Here is a 19,966-nt window from a genome sequence, read left to right as displayed (position 1 = left end):
CCGTTAGCTATTGACATGTGTAAAGAAAGACCATTGCAGCCTATTCGGAAGTCGCCCAAGCGCGGTTCTTTTCCGGGGTGCGCCTCGCTGGCAGCGGTAGCTGGGCGCCCATCGCAAAACGCATCCCGAACTTGGCAGATCCGCCCCGTTCAGATGCTGGGCAGCTTGGCAACGAATGATTTCGTATTGAACAGAGCGTGCGTGGCCGCCCCGTTGCACATCGACACGGCTGCTCAAGACCATTAACCCTATCGGCTAAACGTTGCCCTGACAGTGGAGACATGCTCGATGATCCAGAATCCGCAACACAACCGTCGCGTTCACCTCGCCTCTCGCCCTCATGGCGCACCGACGACCGATAATTTCCGCCTGGAAACCGGGCCAGTCCCCAAACCCGAGGACGGCCAGTTGCTGCTGCGCACCGTTTATCTGTCTCTAGACCCTTACATGCGTGGTCGGATGAGCGCCGGGCCTTCCTATGCCCCGCCCCTGGAAGTAGGTGATGTCATGGTCGGCGGCACGGTCAGTCGGGTCGTCGAGTCCCGCCACGCGGATTACCGGGAAGGCGACTGGGTGCTCAGTGGCAACGGCTGGCAGGACTATGCCGTGTCCAATGGTGAAGGTTTGCTCAAGCTCGACCGGGAAATGGCCCATCCGTCCCATGCCCTGGGCGTGCTGGGCATGCCGGGCTTCACCGCTTACATGGGGCTTCTCGATATCGGTCAGCCGAAGGCCGGGGAAACGCTGGTGGTCGCTGCCGCCACCGGACCGGTGGGTGCCACGGTAGGGCAGATCGGCAAGCTGAAAGGCTGTCATGTGGTGGGCATCGCTGGCGGGCCCGAGAAGTGCCGGCATGCGGTCGAGACGCTTGGTTTCGATGCGTGTATCGATCATCGCGCGGACGAATTCGCGCAGCACTTGGCCAAGCACTGCCCGGACGGCATCGATGTGTATTTCGAGAACGTCGGCGGCAAGGTATTCGATGCCGTGTTGCCCTTGCTCAATACCAGTGCTCGAGTGCCGATCTGCGGCGTGGTTGCCCAGTACAACAGCACCGATTTGCCGGACGGGCCGGACCGCCTGCCCCTGCTGCTCGACACCATTCTGAAAAAGCGCATGCGCATGCAGGGCTTCATCATCTTCAACGACTACGGCCACCGCTACGACGAGTTCGCCCGCGACATGAGCGCATGGTATGCCGAGGGCAAGATCAAGTACCGCGAGCAGATAGTGCAAGGCCTGGAAAACGCCTCCGAGGCGTTTATCGGCCTGCTCGAAGGTAAAAACTTCGGCAAGCTGGTGGTCCAGGTGGGCGAAGCTTGATCGGCCTGTCGCTGCGCTTTATTCGGGTGGGCTAACGCCCACCCAAACGCGGTGAGCGCCGGACAGCTGAAGTGCAGCGTCGCTTGGTCCTCAGAACGGCCCTCACCTGCGCCTCAAGCGAATCAGCCATGGCTCGGGCCAGCCGACACATCGCAACGGCGTGTATCTCTGGCCTGTCGCTGGTGCGGCGGGCGGACCCCAGCAATCGGTTTGGCCAGGCGGATCTTCAGAAATTCGGTTACATCTGCATTCAGGGTCCGCCCTCCTCCATAAGGGAAATTATTGTCGTTGGTGACCAACAAGGTGCGCGAATCCAGCGGCAACACGCTTTCAATGGTCACGTAGGGAAATGTAAAGGTGCGCTGACCGTCGCCGTTCAAGTCGTCGGGATCGGCCAGCTGCATGAGGTCGACCACTTCGGTCTTGCGCACTTCCGCGCCACTGGCGACACCGCGGATGTCGATCAGGTAGATCTTCTTGAACGGAATGCCGTTAGTGGCGGTTGCGCCGTTGCGCTCGATGACCAGGAAGCGCGTCTCGTCGATCGCAGTCATGTCGCCAATGGCGTGTTCGGGTTCCTGCAGACGGTAGAAAAACACATTGTCGGTGTAGCGCTCCTGATCGATGTCGAACTCGTTGATACGCAAGGTACCGCCCGCATCACCGTTGATCGTTTTCTCCAGCAGCGCGTACAGGCGGTCACCGCGCGGATTGATCGCCATGCCTTCGAAACCGCCGGACCCGCCCAGGTTGGCGGTTGCTCGCCCCGCCACTACATCGGCGTGCTGCGGCGCGTAGACACCCGGCAGTGAGACGGCGCTGCGGGTGACGGTGCCGGAGGCGTCGGTCTTGATCAAATAAGGGCCGAACTCATCGCCAAACCACATCGCGCAGTTCTTGTCCCGACGCACCGACTCGATATCCAGATCGGCGCCCGTGAGCAAGCGGCCAAACTCAATTGAGCTGTCGACGCCTGGCTTGGAGCCGTCGTTGTAATAGAAGCGGTAATCTGCCTGGATCGGCAGCTCAAGCTTCTGATTGACGTCGTTCAGGGTGAGGCGCGACGTGTGGGTGAAGCGAGCCAGTGGCGCACCGCTGAAATAGTCGCTCGCACTGACTTTCCCGCTCCCGCCGCTGGCCGTACGGAAATCAGGCCGCACGCTGTAAAGCCGCAAAAGCGCGTCCGCAGAGTTCGTCTGACCACCGAAGCCGTTGTCGGTCATGAAGATGAAGCTGTGTTCATCCGCGCCTGGCAACACGGCGGAAAAGCCCTGCACCGGCTGACGATTTTCATACGGTGGCACGAAGGTGCCGTAGGGGTTGGCGTTGGCCATCTGAGCCGATGTCGGACCGTCGGAGAAGGTGTCGGCGGGCATCATGGCCCACCCTACCAAGGTGTTGCTGGCGGCCATCGCAGGGGCGGAGATCGCAGCGGCAAGCGCCACGACCAGCAGCTTCGGGATACGCATGTAGGGAGTCTCCATCCGGTCGGAGCCGGCGCCGCGCGACATGCACGGCGGCCTGGCATCAGAGAACAACCTTAGGAAATGACTGTGTCAGCAATATGGCTAAACCTGACGCAGCGTCGGCTAGCTGACGCTAGACCACTCGATTAGGCGATGCAACTAACCTCAAGCTGTCGCCTCAGGCCACCTCATGTCCACGTGCCGCCTGAGCGAGATAGAACCAGGCCTGGGTATCCAGCCGCAGCTCGGCGCCCTGCAGCGCTTCCTCGATCCGCTCCCAACGGAGGCTGCCGAGTATAGGCACCGGCTTGCCGGGTAGCTTGCGCAGCCAGGCCAGGGCGACCTGATTGGCAGTAGCGCCCAGTGCCGCGCCGACTTCTTCGAGTGCCTGCTGCAAATTGGCGCCGAAACGTCCACCGCCCATGGGCGACCAAGCCAGCACGTGCAGACCCTCACTCTCCATCGCATGCAAGCGTCCGTCCCATACGGTTTCCTGAGCCTGCAACGACAGCTCGATCTGATTGCAGCGCAGGGGCAACTCGCGCGCCAGCGTCTGGCAATGCAGCAGCTCGGCGTTGGATACGCCAAGCCAGCCGACCTTGCCGCTGCCGACCAGATCGTTCAGCGCCCGGGCAACTTCATCGATCTGCAGCAAAGGGTCCGGTCGATGCAGCAGGAAGCCGTCCAAGCGCTCCACGCCGAGCCGCTTCAGGGAGCCGTTGACTGCCTCGGTTAGGTACGCCGCCTGGGTGTTGTAATGCTTGACCTGCCAGCGGGATCGATCCTGCGTGGCTGGCACGATGTCGGCCTTGCCGATCAACTGGATCTGCTGGCGCAACGCCGGTTGCAGCTTCAGCGCGGCGCCAAAATGCGCCTCGCATTCACCGGAACCATAAATGTCAGCGTGATCGAAAGCGCTCACGCCACGCTCGACGCAGCGCTCGAGAAAGCTCAGCAATGCTCGCGGCTGCGCCAGCTCGGGGTATTGCATCAGGCGCATCATGCCCAACAGCAAGGGTTGTTCAACGACCTTGTTCAAGTGATCTCCACGATTCGTCTGGATTGAGGTCAGCGGCAATCATAGCCATGCCGCGACCGGAAGGTCGTGTACTGACCGAGCTCAACGCGCAAGGTTCGGCTCCGTATAGCTGCGCCAGGCGATTACCGATGAAGTCACTCGGCATATCGCCCCAAAAAAGGGAGCTTTTCACGATTCCGCACCTTTGTGGTTCAGCTTTGACGGTGGGCTGAAGCCCACCCTACAACAGCCTTGTCCCGCAGGGTGGGCTTCAGCCCACCAACCCCGCGCAGCCCCGCCCTCACGCCCTCCTTCAAGGTCGCTGGCACGCAACCTGCTATGGCCTAAGCAACGCCTGCCGAGCGATTCGGCAGAGCCTCCCGCGGTCAACGAAGACCATAAGCCTCAAACGGCACGGGACGGGTGCAACGGGCAACGTCGCTCGCATATCACCCCACAAATTCCAAATACCAGGCAAAGGCGCCTGGAGCTGCCCGACAGCTCCAGGCGCCTTTTTTGTTTTTGTACGACGACGCCGAACACGGCTTCGACGGAGGAACCGGTCATGAACGCAATCGTCACCCCGATCAAGAGTGAAACGCTGGTCGTCATCGGCAACGGGATGGTGGGTCACCACTGCGTTGAGCAGTTGGTCGAGCGCGGCGCCCTTGGCCAGTATCACATCCATGTCTATGGCGAAGAACGCCAGCGCGCGTATGACCGGGTTCATCTCTCCGAATATTTCGGTGGCCGCGACGCCGAATCGCTGGCCATGTGCGAAGCCGACTACTACGCCACCCACGGCGTGCATATGCACCTCGGTGTGCAGGTGCTGGAAATCGACCGTGAGCGCAAGGAAGTGGTCACCGGCGACGGCCGCCAGCCCTACGACAAACTGATCCTGGCCACCGGTTCCTACCCGTTCGTGCCGCCGATTCCAGGCGCCGAGGGTAACTCTCGCCTGGTCTACCGTACCCTGGACGATCTGGACGCGATTCGCGCCGCGGCCAGCAACGCCAAGCGCGGCGTGGTCGTCGGTGGCGGCCTGCTTGGCCTGGAAGCGGCCAATGCGCTCAAATCCCTCGGCCTCGAAGCCCATGTCGTCGAGTTCGCCCCGCGCCTGATGCCGGTGCAGCTCGATGATGAAGGCGGCAAGGCGCTCAAGGCCCGTATCGAAGCGCTGGGTGTGGGCGTTCACCTGTCCCGTGCCACCCAGGAAATCGTCATCGGTGAGGAATACGCCTACCGAATGAACTTCAACGATGGCGCTGATGGTAGATGTGAGTATCTGGAAACCGACCTCATCGTCTTTTCCGCTGGCATTCGCCCGCAGGATGCACTCGGCCGCAGCGCCGAGCTGGAGATCGCACCGCGCGGCGGCATCGTGATCGACGCCGATTACCGCACCAGCGACCCGTCGATCTTCGCCATCGGCGAATGCGCCTCTTGGAACGGCATGGTTTTCGGCCTGGTCGCCCCCGGCTACACCATGGCGCGTAACCTCGCCGCGCTGCTCTGTGGGGAGTCGCACCAGCCATTCTGCGGCGCCGATATGTCGACCAAACTCAAGCTGCTCGGCGTCGACGTCGGCTCCATCGGCGATGCACACGCCGCTACGCCCGGCGCAAAGAGCTACCGCTTTATCGACGAAGCCAACGCCAGCTACCGCCGGCTGGTGCTCTCCGAGGACGGCAAGCGCGTCATCGGTGCCGTGCTGATCGGCGACAACAGCTACTACGACACCCTGCTGCAGTACGCACAGAACGGCATCAGGCTGCCGGCCGATCCGTCCAGCCTGATCCTGCCGCTGTCGGATGGCGCACCAACGCTGGGCGCCGATGCCCTGCCCGACACCGCGACCATTTGCTCCTGCCACAACGTCACCAAGGGCGCCGTCTGCTGTCAGGTCGACGCCGGCATCACCGACCTCGGCGAACTCAAAGCCGCAACCAAGGCCGGCACCGGCTGCGGCGGTTGCAGTGCGCTGCTCAAACAGGTCTTCGAGCATGAACTGACCGCCCGTGGCGTCGAAGTCGACAAGAGCCTGTGCGAGCACTTCGCTCACACCCGCCAGGCGCTGTACGGCATCGTCCGCGTCGAGGGCATCATCAGTTTCAACGAGCTGCTGGCCAAGCACGGTCGTGGCCACACCGGTTGCGATATCTGTAAGCCGGCGGTGGGCTCGATTCTCGCCTCCTGCTGGAACCAGCCAATCACCGACCCCGGCCTGATCCCGCTGCAGGACACCAACGACACCTTCATGGCGAACATGCAGAAGAACGGCACCTACTCGGTGGTGCCACGCATCGCCGGCGGTGAAATCACCCCGGACAAGCTGATCGCCCTCGGCGCCGTCGCCAAGAAATACGACCTCTACACCAAGATCACCGGCGGCCAGCGCATCGACCTGTTCGGCGCTCAGCTGCATGAATTGCCAGATATCTGGGGCGAGCTGATCGAGGCTGGCTTCGAGACCGGTCACGCCTACGGCAAATCCCTGCGCACGGTTAAATCCTGTGTCGGCAGCACCTGGTGCCGCTACGGCGTGCAGGACAGCGTCGGCATGGCGCTGCGCCTGGAGGATCGCTACAAGGGCCTGCGCTCGCCACACAAGATCAAGTTCGGCGTGTCGGGCTGCACCCGCGAATGTGCCGAGGCACAGAGCAAAGACATCGGCGTCATCGCCACCGAGCACGGCTGGAACCTGTACGTCGCGGGTAACGGTGGCATGCGTCCGCGGCACGCCGAGCTGTTCGCCACTGACCTCGATGACGAGACCTTGATCCGTTACATCGACCGCTTCCTGATGTTCTACATCCGCACCGCGGACAAGCTGCAGCGCACCTCGGTGTGGCGTGAATCCCTGGAGGGTGGCCTCGACTACCTCAAGGAAGTCGTCATCGACGACAGCCTGAACCTCGCCGCCGAACTGGAAGCGCAGATGCAGCTGGTGGTCGACCGCTACGAATGCGAGTGGGCCAACGCCATCAAGGATCCGGAAAAGTTCAAGCGCTTCCGCACCTTCGTCAACGACCAGCGCGGCGACCCGGACATCCACTTCGTCAAGGAACGCGGCCAGCGCCGGCCGGTGCACGCACATGAACTTCACCTGATTCCCGTAACCGAGGAGGTGCTCTGATGAGCCAGTCCAACGCTGTACGCATGCAACCGAGTGAAAACGTCAGCTGGCGGGCGTTATGCAGCCGTCGCGATCTGGTGGCCAATTCAGGCGTGGTCGCCTGGCTCGATGACAAGCAGGTGGCGCTGTTTCACCTGCCCGAGACCGAGACCGGCGAGCAGGTGTTCGCCATTGCCAACAAGGACCCCAAGTCCGGCGCCAACGTCATCGGCCGCGGCATTCTGGGGCAGCTCAAGGGCGATCTGGTAATCGCCTCGCCGCTGTACAAGCAGCACTTCCGCCTGGCCGATGGCAGCTGCCTGGAATACCCGGAACAGCAATTGCAAGTCTGGCCCGTGCGCCTGAACGGTGAGGCCGTGGAAATCGCCGCAGGCTGAGCCTTATCCCGCTGGCCCTCTGTTGCGGTACGCCAGTGCCGCACAAGGGCTCGATGAAAAGAGAAACCCGACTCCAGTCGGGACCGGATCGCCAATACAGAGAATCGACTATGTCCTACATTATCCCTTCGGAATTCGTCACCAAAATGGTCGACGCCGGTGAGTCCAAGATCTACATGTCTACCCGGGACACCTTGATTCGGGCCTTCATGGCCGGCGCGATCCTCGCCCTCGCGGCGGTCTTCGCTATCACCATCACGGTGCAGACGGGCGCGCCGCTGGTAGGCGCCATGCTCTTCCCGGTCGGTTTCGTCATGCTGTACCTGATGGGCTTCGATCTGCTGACCGGCGTGTTCGTGTTGACTCCGTTGGCGCTGCTCGACAGGCGTCCGGGCGTGACGGTGAATGGCGTGCTGCGCAACTGGGGGCTGGTATTCCTCGGCAACTTCGCCGGCGCGCTGACCGTGGCCGTGATGATGGCCTTCGTCTTCACCATGGGCTTTTCCACCGACCCCGGCGCTGTAGGCGAAAAGATTTCCCATATCGGCGAAGCACGCACCCTGGGCTACGCCGAATTCGGCGCGGCGGGCTGGGCGACCATTTTTCTGCGCGGCATGCTGTGCAACTGGATGGTTTCGATGGGCGTGGTTGGCGCAATGATCTCCACGACGGTCAGCGGCAAAGCGATCGCCATGTGGATGCCGATCATGCTGTTCTTCTATATGGGATTCGAGCATTCGGTGGTGAACATGTTCCTGTTTCCTTCGGCGATGATCATGGGCGGCGAATTTTCGGTCATGGATTACATGATCTGGAACGAGATCCCCACCGCGTTGGGTAACCTGGTAGGCGGTCTGGCATTCACCGGCCTGACGCTCTATACCACCCACATTAAAACTGCACCCAAGCGCGCCCTGCGCTGAGTAGCCCAACGAGCCCCGGCCTGTCCGGGGTTCGCTGCATTTCATGACCGCACAACTCAGGGTTTCGGTGGGCCAACACACCGACAAGGGTCCCAAGGAAAGCAATCAGGATTTCCACGGCATCTACATTCCCAAAGAGCCGCAACTGAGCAGCAAGGGCATCGCCCTCGCCATCGCCGATGGCATCAGCAGCAGCGCCGTCAGCCATATCGCCAGCGAGTCGGCCATTACCGGCTTCTTCGCCGACTACTACTGCACATCCGACGCCTGGTCGGTCAAAACCTCGGCGCAGCGGGTGTTGATGGCGACCAACTCCTGGCTGCATGCGCAAAGTCAGCAGAGCCAGTATCGCTACGACAAGGACCGCGGCTACGTCTGCACCTTCAGCGCACTGGTGATCAAATCGACCACCGCGCACCTCTTCCACGCCGGCGACTCGCGCATCTATCGCGTTCAGGGCAAGACGCTGGAACAGCTCACCAATGACCATCGTCTCCGGTTATCCGAAGGCAAAAGCTACCTGAGCCGGGCGCTGGGCATTCATCCGCAGCTGGAAATCGACTATCGCGCCGAGCGGGTGGAAATCGGCGATACCTTCATCCTGGTCACCGATGGGGTATACGAGTTTGCCAGCGCACAGTTCATGAGCGAAGCCATCGCCCGGCATGCGACCGATCTGGACGCGGCCGCGAGGGAGATCGTCAACGAAGCGCTGCAACGCGGCAGCGACGACAACCTCACGGTGCAGATCCTGCGCATCGAGCAGCTGCCGATTCAGGCCCCGGACGAGCTCTACCAGCAACTCACCGAACTGCCCTTCCCGCCCATGCTCGAGGCACGGGCGCGGTTCGATGGCTACACCATCGTCCGCGAGCTGCACGCCAGCAGCCGCAGCCACGTCTATCTGGCGACCGACGATGACAGCGACACGCCGGTAATCATCAAGACGCCGTCGATGGACCTTCAACAAGATGTGGCTTATCTCGAACGCTTCCTCACCGAGGAGTGGGTCGCGCGGCGCATCAACAGCGCACACGTGGCCCAGCCGTGCCGGCAGACACGCAAGCGAAACTTTCTCTACAGCGTCAGCGAATTCATCGACGGCCAGACGCTGACGCAGTGGATGATCGACCATCCGCAGCCGGATCTGGAGACGGTGCGCGGCATCGTCGAGCAGATCGCGAAGGGCCTGCGCGCCTTTCACCGGCTGGAAATGCTGCATCAGGACCTGCGCCCCGAGAACATCATGATCGACGCCACCGGCACGGTGAAAATCATCGATTTCGGGTCCACCCAAGTGGCCGGCATCATGGAAATCGCCTCGCCGACCGAACGCAGCGAGTTGCTCGGCACCGTTCAGTACACGGCGCCGGAATATTTCCTTGGCGAGAGCGGCACGCCGCGCTCGGACATGTTTTCGCTGGCGGTCATCACCTATCAGATGCTGACCGGCAAGCTGCCGTATGGCCTTCAGGTCGCCCAGTGCCGCACCCGCGCCGCGCAGAACAAGCTCAGCTACAGCTCGATCCGCGAGCACGACCGCGAGGTGCCGGCCTGGATCGATGATGTGCTGCGCAAGGCGCTGCATCCGGACCCGTACAAACGCTACGAGGACCTCTCGGAATTCGTCTTCGAGTTACGCAAGCCCAACCAGGCCTTCCTCAATAAGGCCCGGCCGCCGCTGATGGAGCGCAATCCGGTGCTGTTCTGGAAAGGGGTATCGCTGGCGCTGGCCATTGCCCTGGTCGTACTGCTGGGGCGCTGAGAGGCTGCCGCTCCGCCCGCGGGCGATTTCACTCGGGGCGCTGCGGCGCGTATACGTTGAGCTCGGGATCGGTGATGCCATCTTTCGACGGGTCGAGAATCCAGCGCAGCTGGGCGACCAGCTCTTCACAGTTCTCCCCACGCTGCAGCCAATCCTGGAAAGCGATTCGCGATGCCGTCAGCGCCGCTTCGGCAACCTGCTCGGCCTCGGACGCTCGATCGCCGGGCTGCCATTGGTCGAACACGGATTTGAGCGCCTGCTGCGCTTCCTCGGCGCCCAGCTCCCCGTCCGACCAACGTGAGGTGATGTCCTGCGCCTTTTGCAAGGCCGCTACCGAGGGGGTCGGCGAATCCATCTTGAGCTACCTCCCGTAATCTGATGTATAGCGTTGGAGTCTGCATACGCCGCTGAATTCGTCTCCGCCCATCAGCGCGGCCTCAGATCGCACCGTTGATCCGCGCATGGCCCATGCAATAGTGCCGAGCGCGCCTGCCCGCGGTCGGATCAACTAAGCCAACCACGCACTGGGCCTGCAACATGTACCTGACCCAATTGCTGCTTCCGCTTTATGACAATGACGGACAAGCGCTGCCCAAGACCCTTTACGCCGAGGTGAGGAACGAGCTAGTGGAGCAGTTCGGCGGGCTCACCGCCTATGCCCGTGCACCCGCAAACGGTCTTTGGCGTGAAGATGACAGCCGAGCCGTGCGCGACGATCTGGTCGTCTACGAAGTCATGGCCGACGAACTCGACCGCACTTGGTGGGCCAACTACCGAGCCTCGCTGGAGGCCCGGTTCCGCCAGGAACAGGTGCTGATCCGTGCTCACCCGGTGGAACTCCTGTAACGATGCGCCGCCCTCGAGCCCGTGCACACCGCTAACCGGAACGAACCCGGCCTAGCATGAAAAGGTGAACATTCAGTGAACCTACAGCGCCTCGTGCTGTCAGTCCTGTCTGCAGGACCATGTGGGGCCTAGGCTCAACCACGGGAGAACGCATCCTCCCGCTCACCCATCAGCACATCCGACCTGCCAGCTGCCCCGTCGCGGCAAGCTGACTGCACAGTGCCGGCTCCGGATCCGCTTATGTTTCGGCCCGTTCATCGAGGCCATCATCCTTTTGTTAACGCGAAGACCACCATGTCCATATCCCGCCATCTCCTTGCTCTCCCTACTCGTGTTGCCGGATCTGCCACGCAACGCCGCGCATTGCGTGCCGGCCTGTTCGGCGCCCTGCTGGCCGTTGTCGTTCCAGCACAGGCGCAGCAAGCGACCAACGAGCGCTGGGTCAGCGACAGCCTGACCACTTACGTACGCAGCGGCCCAACCGACGGTTATCGCATCGTTGGTTCGCTCAAATCCGGAGAGAAGGTCGAGCTGCTCGACACTCAGGGCGATTACAGTCAGGTTCGTGGCGCAAATGGCGACCGAGTGTGGATCCGCACTGCCGACCTGCAAGAAATGCCCGGCCAGGCGGAGCGCTTGCCGGAGCTGGAACAGAAGGTTGCCGAGCTCAGCGAAGAGTTGCGTACCATCGACGACAGCTGGAAGACCCGGGTACAGGGCATGCAGGAGACACTCGACTCACGCAAGGCGCTGATTGACGAACTGGAAGCGCGCCGCCAGGCGCTGGATACCGCGCTTACCGCAACCGAATCGGATCTGCGCGACGCTCAGGCACGTCTCGGCGACGAGAACAATCAGGTACTGATGCGTTACATGGTCTACGGCGGCAGCATCGCCGGCGCAGGCCTGCTGGCTGGCCTGATCATTCCGGCCATGACCCGCGGCCGCAAGCGCAACGACCGCTGGTTTTGATCGCTGCCGTCCGCCCGACTCAGGCCGGCTCGCTCAGCCCTAGCCGATCCGTGGTGAAGGCGGTTTCTCCCGGTTGCGTCTGTTCGACCCGCGCGCGAATCTGCGCTGGTGTCATCGGCCGGTCCAGGAGAAAGCCCTGGAGCGTCTCGCAGCCAAGCCCGGTCAAAAACTGCTGCTGCTCGGCGGTTTCCACGCCTTCGGCGACTACCTGCAGCCCCAGCGCTTTGGCCAGTGCGATGATGGCCGAGACGATGACCGAATCTTCGTTGCCTACGCTCATTTCCCTGACGAAAGCGCGGTCGATTTTCAGCTCGCTGGCCGGTAGCCGCTTGAGATAGAGCAGACTGGAATAGCCGGTACCGAAGTCATCGATGGAGGCCTTCACGCCCATCGCGGTCAGTTTCTCCAGCGTTTCGATGGTGGTTTCCGGGCTGCGCATGGCCACGGTTTCGGTGACCTCGATGGTCAGCATTTCCGGCGCAATGCAATGGCGCTCGATGGCTTCGACCACTACATCCAGCAGATCCGGCTGTTCGAACTGCACGGCCGACAGATTGACCGCCACGGTCCAGTGGTCGAGGCCCTGCTCATGCCATTCACGCAGCTGCCGACAGGCCTCGTTCAGTACCCATTTGCCCATCGGCACGATCAACCCGGTCTTTTCCGCCATCGGCAGAAAGGCGTCGGGCGACAGCATGCCGCGCTGGGGATGCTGCCAGCGCAGCAGTGCCTCGAAGCCGCGCACCGGGCCGGCAGGTGCCTCGAACTTGGGTTGATAGTGCAGGCGCAGCTCGCCGTTGGCCTCAGCCAGCCGCATGTCGTGTAGCAGCTGCAGTTGCTCTACGGCGTTAGCGTTCATCGATGCTTCAAAGAAGCTGTAGCCATTCCGGCCCGCGCTCTTGGTGTGGTACATCGCGGCGTCGGCATGCAGCAGCAGGTCCCGCTCGACCTCGCCGTCGCCGGGGTATACGGCGATACCGATGCTCAGCGAGACGCTCAGCGTGTAGCGAGACAGTACGAACGGTTCGGCAATGCATTGCACCAGCTTTTCCGCGAGGGTGGCGGCATCATCTGGGCTTTCGATGGTCGCGAGCAGCACGAATTCATCACCGCCGAGGCGCGCCAGAGTGTCCTGCGCCCTCACGCAGTCGCGTAAGCGCTCGGTCACGCTGATCAGCAACTGGTCGCCGAGGTGGTGCCCATAGGCGTCGTTTACCGCCTTGAAGCCGTCCAGGTCCATGAACATCACAGCGAAGCAGGATTGCTCCCGCTGCGCCACCTTCAGCGCCTGGCTCAGCCGGTCTTCGAGCAACAAACGGTTCGGCAAACGGGTCAAGTTGTCGTGCAGAGCCAACTGCATTAATTCGGAGTTGGCCTTTTCCAGTGAACTGGCCAGCACCGATGTGCGTGTCTGCAGCCGTGCATCGAGCACCGAGACGGTCAGGGTTATCCCCAACACGGCCAACGTCAGCACGATGACCAGCAGTGCGAGCCAGTTGGTGTCGACGCCATTGGCTGCGCCACAGAAGCTGCCCTCGGGAAAACTCGCCGCCGCCATGCCGGTGTAGTGCATGCCGATGATCGCCAGCCCCATCACCAGCGCGGCCGCCCCACGCCAGACCTGCACACGTTGCAGGTTGGCACGCAAGCGGAAGGCTAGCCACAGCGCGGCGCCCGATGCCAGTACGGCGATCAGCACCGAAGCGATCAACCAGCCTTGGTCATACACAATTCCTGGCTGGATGCGCAGCGCAGCCATACCGCTGTAATGCATCACCGCAATGCCCGCACCGATCAGCAGCGCCCCTTGCACCAGCCGGCTCCAGCGCAACTCGTGTTGGCACACCAGCCATAGCGCCAGTGCCGATGCAACGATGGACACCACCAGCGAGCCGGCCGTTATCAACGGGTCGTAACCCAGCGGAATCGGCAGGCTGAACGCGAGCATACCGATGAAGTGCATGGACCAGATGCCCAGGCCCATGGCAAACGCGCCACCAATCCACCACATGCGGGCGGCACGACCCGACGAGGTCGCTACCCTGCCCGCCATGTCCAGCGCGGTGTAGGACGCCAGCACGGCAACAACAAACGAGAAGAACACGAGAATTTCGTTATAGCTACCGACCAGCATTGGCCTGTCTTCCTAGGTATAAGGCACGAATCTTGACCGAAAACGCAGAAAAGGCGAAGTGCCATCATCTGCAATTCAGACAATCGGTTCGGCGCATCGAGTCGGATCGACCCAACCTTGGTTTCGGCTTGGCAGAAGGCAACTTAAGGTTCGCTCGCCTCAATCTGCCGAATGGTCGTTGCAGCTCACGGCAGGAAGGCACTTGCCCCGGTCCGCCTGGAAGGTAAAGTTGTGACCCAACCTCAAATCGTCGAAAACCTTGACCATGCCGCCAACTTGGGGCGAAATGCCATCACTGCGCTTAGGCGCATATCGTGACACCATCTATCACCGTTTCGCCTGCTCTGGCTTAGCTAGCAGTCATCCACCGAACCACTATGCTCTGAACGCTTGAATCGTTAAGTCATGCTTACGAACATCGAGACAAGCGACTTTTGCCTTCTGCGGGCTTTTCAGACGCTCTGGAACGCCCGCAAATAATTCGAATCAAACCCGACTATCGCTTTGCCATCCGAGGATCCGCGCCAATGGCCACACTGCAACAGCGTACTTTCAACGTCATCGCCAGAAACGAGCAGGAGCTGGTCGAAAGCTGGACTCGCAACCTCGAGGCCAGCGGCACTTATCGCAACGTAAAAATCGATGAGTTCCGTCAGCAGACCAGAGATTTCATAGGCTTGCTAATTGCGGGAGCTGGCCAAGGCGACTCTACCGATTTGAGGGCCTCAAGCTGGGATCCGATGCGCCAGTTTCTCGACAAGCTCTCTCAAAGCCGCGTGTTGCTCGGTTTCGATTCCCAACAGACGGCCGGATTCATCTTCTCGTTGAAGCAGCCGTTGATGCCATTGTTACAGGCCGAATACGCCGATGAACCGGCAGCGCTCGCCGAGCAGCTTTGGGCCCTGTCCGAGTTGATCGATCAACTCGGGCTGCATACCGTGAACACCTTTCAGAAATCGCGCGAGTCTGTAATCAAGCGTCAGCAGGAAGAATTGCTGGAGCTTTCCACACCCGTGGTAAAACTGTGGGACGGCGTACTCGCCCTGCCAATGATCGGCACATTGGACTCACAACGCACTCAGGTGGTGATGGAGTCGCTGTTGCAACGCATCGTCGATACCGGTTCTGAGATCGCCATCATTGATATCACTGGCGTGCCAACAGTCGATACGCTCGTGGCGCAGCATCTGCTCAAGACCGTGACGGCGATCCGCCTGATGGGCGCCGATTGCATCATCAGCGGTGTGCGCCCGCAGATCGCCCAGACCATCGTGCACCTGGGGCTCGATCTGCAGGGCATTGTGACCAAAGCATCGCTCGCGGACGCGCTCGCACTCGCCCTGCGCCGCTCGGGTCTGACCGTCAGCAAGGCCGTCTAAATGGAGCGCATCCCTATATTACGGATGGGCGAGTTTTTGCTCGTGACCATTCAAGTCGACATGCACGACCAACTGGCGCTGACGCTGCAGGATGATCTGGCCGAGCGCATCAGCTCGACCTCCGCTCGCGCGGTGCTGATCGATATCTCTGCGCTGGACATGGTCGATTCTTTCATTGGACGCATGATCAGTTCGATATCCGGTCTCTCCAGCATCATGGACGCCGAGACCGTGGTCGTCGGCATGCAGCCAGCCGTGGCGATCACCTTGGTCGAGCTGGGCTTGACGCTGCAGGGCGTCAGCACGGCCCTGAACGTCGAAAGAGGCATGCAGCTGCTGCACAAGCGGATGGCCGACAAATGACCCCCCGTGCCAGCGGCAGCATTGCGGTACGTATCGAGCAGGACGTCGTGATAGCACGGCAGGCAGTCCGCAAGCTGGCACAAGATTGTGGTATGCGCCTGATCGACCAGACCAAGCTCGTCACTGCGGTCAGCGAACTGGCTCGCAATACCGTCGTGTATGGCGGCGGTGGCGATATGGACTGGGAGGTTCACGACGAAGGCCCACGCACCGGTATTCGCCTGACCTTTCGAGACGAGGGCCCCGGCATCACCGACGTCAAGTTGGCGCTGACCGATGGCTGGACGTCCGGCGGCGGTCTCGGTCTCGGCCTGACCGGCGCAAAGCGTCTGGTGGATGACTTCGAGCTCGAGAGTACTCCTGGCGTGGGCACTCGCATCAGTATCTTCAAATGGTCGTGAACCTTAGCGGCTCGACGACGACGGTATTGGCGGTCGAGGATGCCAGTCAGGTAGGCCATGCGCGCCGGGTTGCACAAGCGTTGGCCGTCCAGCTTGCATTCAATGAAGCCGATGCCGGTCGCGTGGCGCTCGCCGCCACCGAACTGGCGACCAACTTGCTCAAGCATGCCCACCATGGTGCCTTGCACCTGCGCCCTATACCGGCGCTGACCGGAAGCGGTATCGAACTGGTCGCGGTTGACCGCGGGCCGGGGTTCGACCCCAGCAAGTGCATGACCGATGGCTTTTCCACCGGCGGCACCCAGGGAACCGGGCTCGGCGCGCTGATGCGGCAAGGGCAGCTTTTCGACGTCTATTCCGATAGCCGGGGTTCGGTCGTGCTGGTTCAGCTGTATCCCCGGCAGGTTTCACCCATCCCGCTTCGCTTCGGTGTCAGCCAGCATTCGTTGCTCAACGATCCCGCCTGCGGCGATGTCTGGCACCTGGCTGTCGACGGGCCACGGCTCAGTGCGCTGATCATCGATGGCATCGGGCATGGGGAGGATGCTGAACGAGCGGGGCTCGCTGGGGCCGGAGTTTTCGCCGCGGCGCCGTTTGCCGATCCCGCGACCAGCATGTTCGACATGCATCAGGCAATGAACGGCACGCGTGGCGGTGCCGCGGCCATTGCCATGTTCGACGGCCACACGGTGCGTTTTACCGGGATTGGCAACATCGGTGGCTGCCTGTTGAGCTCCGAGAAGACGCGCGGCCTGGCTTCGCATCCAGGCATCGTCGGTTCGCGGTTTCGCAAGGCCGTGACGTTCGATTATCCGGTCGACGCCCCGCAGATCCTGGTCATGTACAGCGATGGCCTGCAGTCGCGCTGGGATCTGCGTGACTACCCCGGCCTGTCGCATCGCCACCCAGCCATCATTGCCGCGTTGCTGCATCGCGATTTCTGTCGAGGCCGAGATGACGTAACCGTGATGGTGATTGCCCTGGAGACAGTCAATGACTGAACCGACTCACGATGAGCTCAGCAAACGGCTGCAGCAGGAAAACGAGCTGCTGCGCGCGGAGCTCGAAGAAACCAACCAGGGGGTCCTGGCGCTGTATGCGGAACTCGATACGCAAGCAGAGCAGCTGCGCCAGGCTTCTGACCTGAAAAGCCGCTTCCTTTCCTACATGAGCCATGAGTTCCGTACCCCGCTGGGTTCGATTCGCAGCATCACCCGTCTGCTCAGCGATGAGCTGGATGGCCCGCTCAGTCCGGAACAGCACAAGCAGGTCCTGTTCATCAGTGGGGCTGCAGGCGAGCTCAGCGACATGGTCGATGACCTGCTTGATCTGGCCAAGATCGAAGCCGGACGGATCACCATTTCGCCGGCCTGGTTCGACATGTTTGACCTGTTCGCTGCATTGCGCGGAATGTTTCGCCCGATTGTCGATACCAACGCAGTGGACCTGATTTTCGAAGAACCGCAGGACATGCCGCGCCTTTATACCGACGACAAGAAGCTTGCGCAGATTTTGCGAAATTTTATTTCCAATGCGCTCAAGTTCACCCAGAACGGTGAAGTGCGCATCTCCGTGCGCCCCGAGGGCGACTCGGAGGTCCGTTTCGCCGTAACAGACACCGGCATTGGAATTCCAGAGGACATGCACGGCAACCTCTTCGAGGATTTCGTTCAGATCGACACACCGCTGCAGAAGCGTCTGCGCGGCACTGGGCTGGGTTTGTCGCTGTGCAAGCGCTTCGCCGAATTACTGGGCGGTCGAGTGGGTGTGCACAGTACGCCTGGGATCGGCTCGACATTCTTCGTCGTCATCCCCGTCGCGATTTCCTCGGAGCCCGGCAATGGCGGATAACAACAGCGTTCTCATTGTCGACGACAACGTGGCAACGCGTTACGCAATCCACCGGGTCCTACAGCGCCACGGGTATTCAGTGCTCGAGGCCGGGACAGGCAGCGAAGGACTGGCCCTGATTGCCAGCGAAGCAGTCGACGCTTTGATTCTCGATGTAAATCTGCCCGACATGAGTGGCTTCGACATCGTCCGACAGCTGCGCACCGATGACCGGACCCGCCTGTTGCCGGTCATTCATGTGTCGGCGGCATCGATCCAGACCGGCGATATCATCACAGGCCTGGACGCGGGCGCCGATGCCTATCTGATCCATCCGGTCGACCCGGACGTCCTCCTCGCCACGCTGCGTACGCTGTTGCGCGTTCGAGACACCGAGCATGCACTGCGTGAGAGCGAAGCGCGTTTTCGGGATATTTTCTCGCAAGTCTCGGCGCCCATTGCGGTCATCGATCCGCAGTTGCACATCCATGAGAGTAACCGTGCGCTTTCCCAGCTGCTTGGCGGGCAGCCAGATCCGGCCGCGCTAACCGCCAGTCTGGCCGAGGGGCAGGAAAGCAAACTGCAGGCCCTGCGTGACTGCCTGACCAACGAAACCCGCTGGCAGGACACGCTCGTCATGCGAGTGGCCGGCGAGCGACGCGAGACCCAGTGGCAGGTATCACCCTACCGAGCGGCCGAACTCGGCCTGGTCGTCATCGAAGACATCACTGAGCAGCGCCAACGCGAGCGTTCGCAACGACAGCAACTGGAGAACGTGAATACCGAGCTCGCCCGTGAGGTGGCCGAACGCGTGCGCACCGAAGCGCAGCTGATGCAGGCGCAGAAGATGGATGCGCTAGGCAAGCTCACCGGCGGCATCGCGCACGATTTCAACAATCTGCTGACGGGCATCATCACCGGTATCGAGTTGCTGAAGAAACGGATGAGTGAAGGCCGTACCGACGCCGTCCTGCGCTTTGCCGATACGGCGCTCAATTCGGCGCGCAGCGCTGCTTCGATGACCAACCGCCTGCTGGCCTTCGCCCGCCAGCAGCCCTTGGACGCACGTCCAGCGGACCTGAACGAGCAGATCCGCTCCTTGGAAGAATTGTTGCAGCGAACCATTGGCGAGCATATCTCGCTCAATCTCGAGCTATGCGACCACGGTGCCGTGGCCCAGGTCGATGCCAACCAGCTAGAAAGTGCCGTGCTCAATCTGGTGATCAATGCGCGAGACGCCCTGCCTCACGGCGGCACCATCACCATTCGCACGGCGAAATTGGAGGCGCAGGCCGACGCAGACCTGGCCGATGGCAGCTATGTCGTGCTTACCGTAAAGGACAACGGCACCGGCATTGTGCCGGAGCTTCTGGACAAGGTATTCGACCCGTTCTTCACCACCAAACCGCTTGGTCAAGGTACCGGCCTGGGGCTCTCCTCGATCTATGGCTTCGCACGCCAATCGGGTGGCGAGGCCAGGCTCAGCAGTGTGCTCGGCGAAGGCACCGAGGTGTCGCTGGTCCTGCCGGCGGCCGTCGCGACCAGCGCTGCCACGACAGTTGTCGATGACATGCCGCAGGGCAACGGGGAGCACGTACTCATCGTCGAGGACATGCCGGCAGTGCGCATGCTGGTGGCCGAAATGCTGACTGAAGCAGGTTACCGTTGCAGCGAGGCTGGAGATGTCACAACCGCCCTGTCAGTGCTGCAGGATGATCCCAGCGTCGATCTGCTTCTGACAGACGTCGGGCTGCCGCAACTGTCCGGACGCGAATTGGCTGACGCAGCGCGTATCCACCGCCCGGCTCTGCCGGTCCTGTTCATGACGGGCTATGCCGAAAACGCGGTGCGTCGTGACCGCTTCCTCGTGGCCGGGATGGACATGGTGATCAAACCGTTTCAGATCGGTGACCTGCTGAGCAAGGTACGGCAGATGCTCAATCTCACGCCCCGCGCCCCGACCGAGTGAGCATGAGCGATGTGGCCAGTTTCAGGATTTGCTTTCAGCCTTGCTGCGGCTGTGGATAGCG

17 protein-coding genes are annotated in these 19,966 nt (G+C 61.6%); 13 read left to right on the top strand and 4 right to left on the bottom strand.

The window, feature by feature from the left end; translation table 11 throughout:
• Positions 1–288 precede the first annotated feature (288 nt).
• Positions 289–1,323 (top strand): NADP-dependent oxidoreductase, encoded by a 1,035-nt coding sequence (locus CH92_RS09740; RefSeq protein ID WP_025241589.1) that lies wholly within the window; start codon positions 289–291, stop codon positions 1,321–1,323.
• Positions 1,324–1,445: 122 nt separating this feature from the next.
• Here CH92_RS09740 and CH92_RS09735 read toward each other — a convergent pair whose 3' ends face one another.
• A complete protein-coding gene (locus CH92_RS09735; protein ID WP_025241588.1) occupies positions 1,446–2,792 on the bottom strand; it encodes an esterase-like activity of phytase family protein in 1,347 nt (448 codons plus the stop codon).
• A 175-nt stretch (positions 2,793–2,967) separates the two neighbouring features.
• A complete protein-coding gene (locus CH92_RS09730; protein WP_051517601.1) occupies positions 2,968–3,792 on the bottom strand; it encodes an aldo/keto reductase in 825 nt (274 codons plus the stop codon).
• 580 nt (positions 3,793–4,372) lie between these two features.
• On the opposite strand from CH92_RS09730, the gene nirB reads away from it, so the two are divergent.
• The 4 genes from nirB (at position 4,373) to CH92_RS09710 (ending at position 10,011) form a co-directional block, all read left to right on the top strand.
• Positions 4,373–6,946, top strand: coding sequence for a nitrite reductase large subunit NirB (gene nirB, locus CH92_RS09725; protein ID WP_025241586.1), 2,574 nt, complete (start codon positions 4,373–4,375; stop codon positions 6,944–6,946).
• On the top strand, positions 6,946–7,323 hold the full coding sequence (gene nirD, locus CH92_RS09720; RefSeq protein WP_025241585.1) for a nitrite reductase small subunit NirD: 378 nt from the start codon (positions 6,946–6,948) through the stop codon (positions 7,321–7,323). The genes nirB and nirD overlap by 1 nt, the downstream gene beginning before the upstream one ends.
• 110 nt (positions 7,324–7,433) lie before the next feature.
• On the top strand, positions 7,434–8,246 hold the full coding sequence (locus CH92_RS09715; protein ID WP_025241584.1) for a formate/nitrite transporter family protein: 813 nt from the start codon (positions 7,434–7,436) through the stop codon (positions 8,244–8,246).
• Positions 8,247–8,289: 43 nt separating this feature from the next.
• Positions 8,290–10,011 (top strand): bifunctional protein-serine/threonine kinase/phosphatase, encoded by a 1,722-nt coding sequence (locus CH92_RS09710; RefSeq protein ID WP_025241583.1) that lies wholly within the window; start codon positions 8,290–8,292, stop codon positions 10,009–10,011.
• 28 nt (positions 10,012–10,039) lie between these two features.
• Here CH92_RS09710 and CH92_RS09705 read toward each other — a convergent pair whose 3' ends face one another.
• A complete protein-coding gene (locus tag CH92_RS09705; RefSeq protein ID WP_025241582.1) occupies positions 10,040–10,366 on the bottom strand; it encodes a hypothetical protein in 327 nt (108 codons plus the stop codon).
• A 182-nt stretch (positions 10,367–10,548) separates the two neighbouring features.
• On the opposite strand from CH92_RS09705, the gene CH92_RS09700 reads away from it, so the two are divergent.
• Both CH92_RS09700 and CH92_RS09695 read left to right on the top strand, forming a co-directional pair.
• The gene (locus CH92_RS09700) at positions 10,549–10,857 is read left to right on the top strand and encodes a hypothetical protein (RefSeq protein WP_025241581.1); all 309 of its coding nucleotides are present in this window, start codon (positions 10,549–10,551) and stop codon (positions 10,855–10,857) included.
• Between the two features lie 294 nt (positions 10,858–11,151).
• On the top strand, positions 11,152–11,829 hold the full coding sequence (locus CH92_RS09695) for a TIGR04211 family SH3 domain-containing protein (RefSeq protein ID WP_025241580.1): 678 nt from the start codon (positions 11,152–11,154) through the stop codon (positions 11,827–11,829).
• Positions 11,830–11,848: 19 nt separating this feature from the next.
• On the opposite strand, the gene CH92_RS09690 is transcribed toward CH92_RS09695, so the two are convergent.
• The gene (locus CH92_RS09690; protein ID WP_025241579.1) at positions 11,849–13,963 is read right to left on the bottom strand and encodes a putative bifunctional diguanylate cyclase/phosphodiesterase; all 2,115 of its coding nucleotides are present in this window, start codon (positions 13,961–13,963) and stop codon (positions 11,849–11,851) included.
• A 527-nt stretch (positions 13,964–14,490) separates the two neighbouring features.
• Between CH92_RS09690 and CH92_RS09685 the strand changes: the two genes are divergently transcribed.
• The 6 genes from CH92_RS09685 to CH92_RS09660 are packed head-to-tail and all read left to right on the top strand — an operon-like array spanning position 14,491 to position 19,905.
• Positions 14,491–15,342, top strand: a complete 852-nt coding sequence (locus CH92_RS09685) for an STAS domain-containing protein (RefSeq protein ID WP_025241578.1) — start codon at positions 14,491–14,493, stop codon at positions 15,340–15,342.
• The gene (locus CH92_RS09680) at positions 15,343–15,705 is read left to right on the top strand and encodes an STAS domain-containing protein (RefSeq protein WP_025241577.1); all 363 of its coding nucleotides are present in this window, start codon (positions 15,343–15,345) and stop codon (positions 15,703–15,705) included.
• Positions 15,702–16,106 (top strand): anti-sigma regulatory factor, encoded by a 405-nt coding sequence (locus tag CH92_RS09675; protein WP_025241576.1) that lies wholly within the window; start codon positions 15,702–15,704, stop codon positions 16,104–16,106. The genes CH92_RS09680 and CH92_RS09675 overlap by 4 nt, the downstream gene beginning before the upstream one ends.
• On the top strand, positions 16,097–17,107 hold the full coding sequence (locus CH92_RS09670; protein ID WP_200869648.1) for an ATP-binding protein: 1,011 nt from the start codon (positions 16,097–16,099) through the stop codon (positions 17,105–17,107). The genes CH92_RS09675 and CH92_RS09670 overlap by 10 nt, the downstream gene beginning before the upstream one ends.
• Entirely contained in the window at positions 17,100–17,957 is an 858-nt protein-coding gene (locus tag CH92_RS09665) for a sensor histidine kinase (protein WP_025241574.1), read from the top strand. Before CH92_RS09670 ends, CH92_RS09665 begins: the two co-directional genes overlap by 8 nt.
• On the top strand, positions 17,947–19,905 hold the full coding sequence (locus CH92_RS09660; protein WP_025241573.1) for a response regulator: 1,959 nt from the start codon (positions 17,947–17,949) through the stop codon (positions 19,903–19,905). Before CH92_RS09665 ends, CH92_RS09660 begins: the two co-directional genes overlap by 11 nt.
• Positions 19,906–19,966 lie beyond the last annotated feature (61 nt).

The organism is Stutzerimonas stutzeri, assembly GCF_000590475.1.
Classification (GTDB): domain Bacteria; phylum Pseudomonadota; class Gammaproteobacteria; order Pseudomonadales; family Pseudomonadaceae; genus Stutzerimonas; species Stutzerimonas stutzeri_D.
This window is presented reverse-complemented; position numbering and strand designations above follow the sequence as displayed.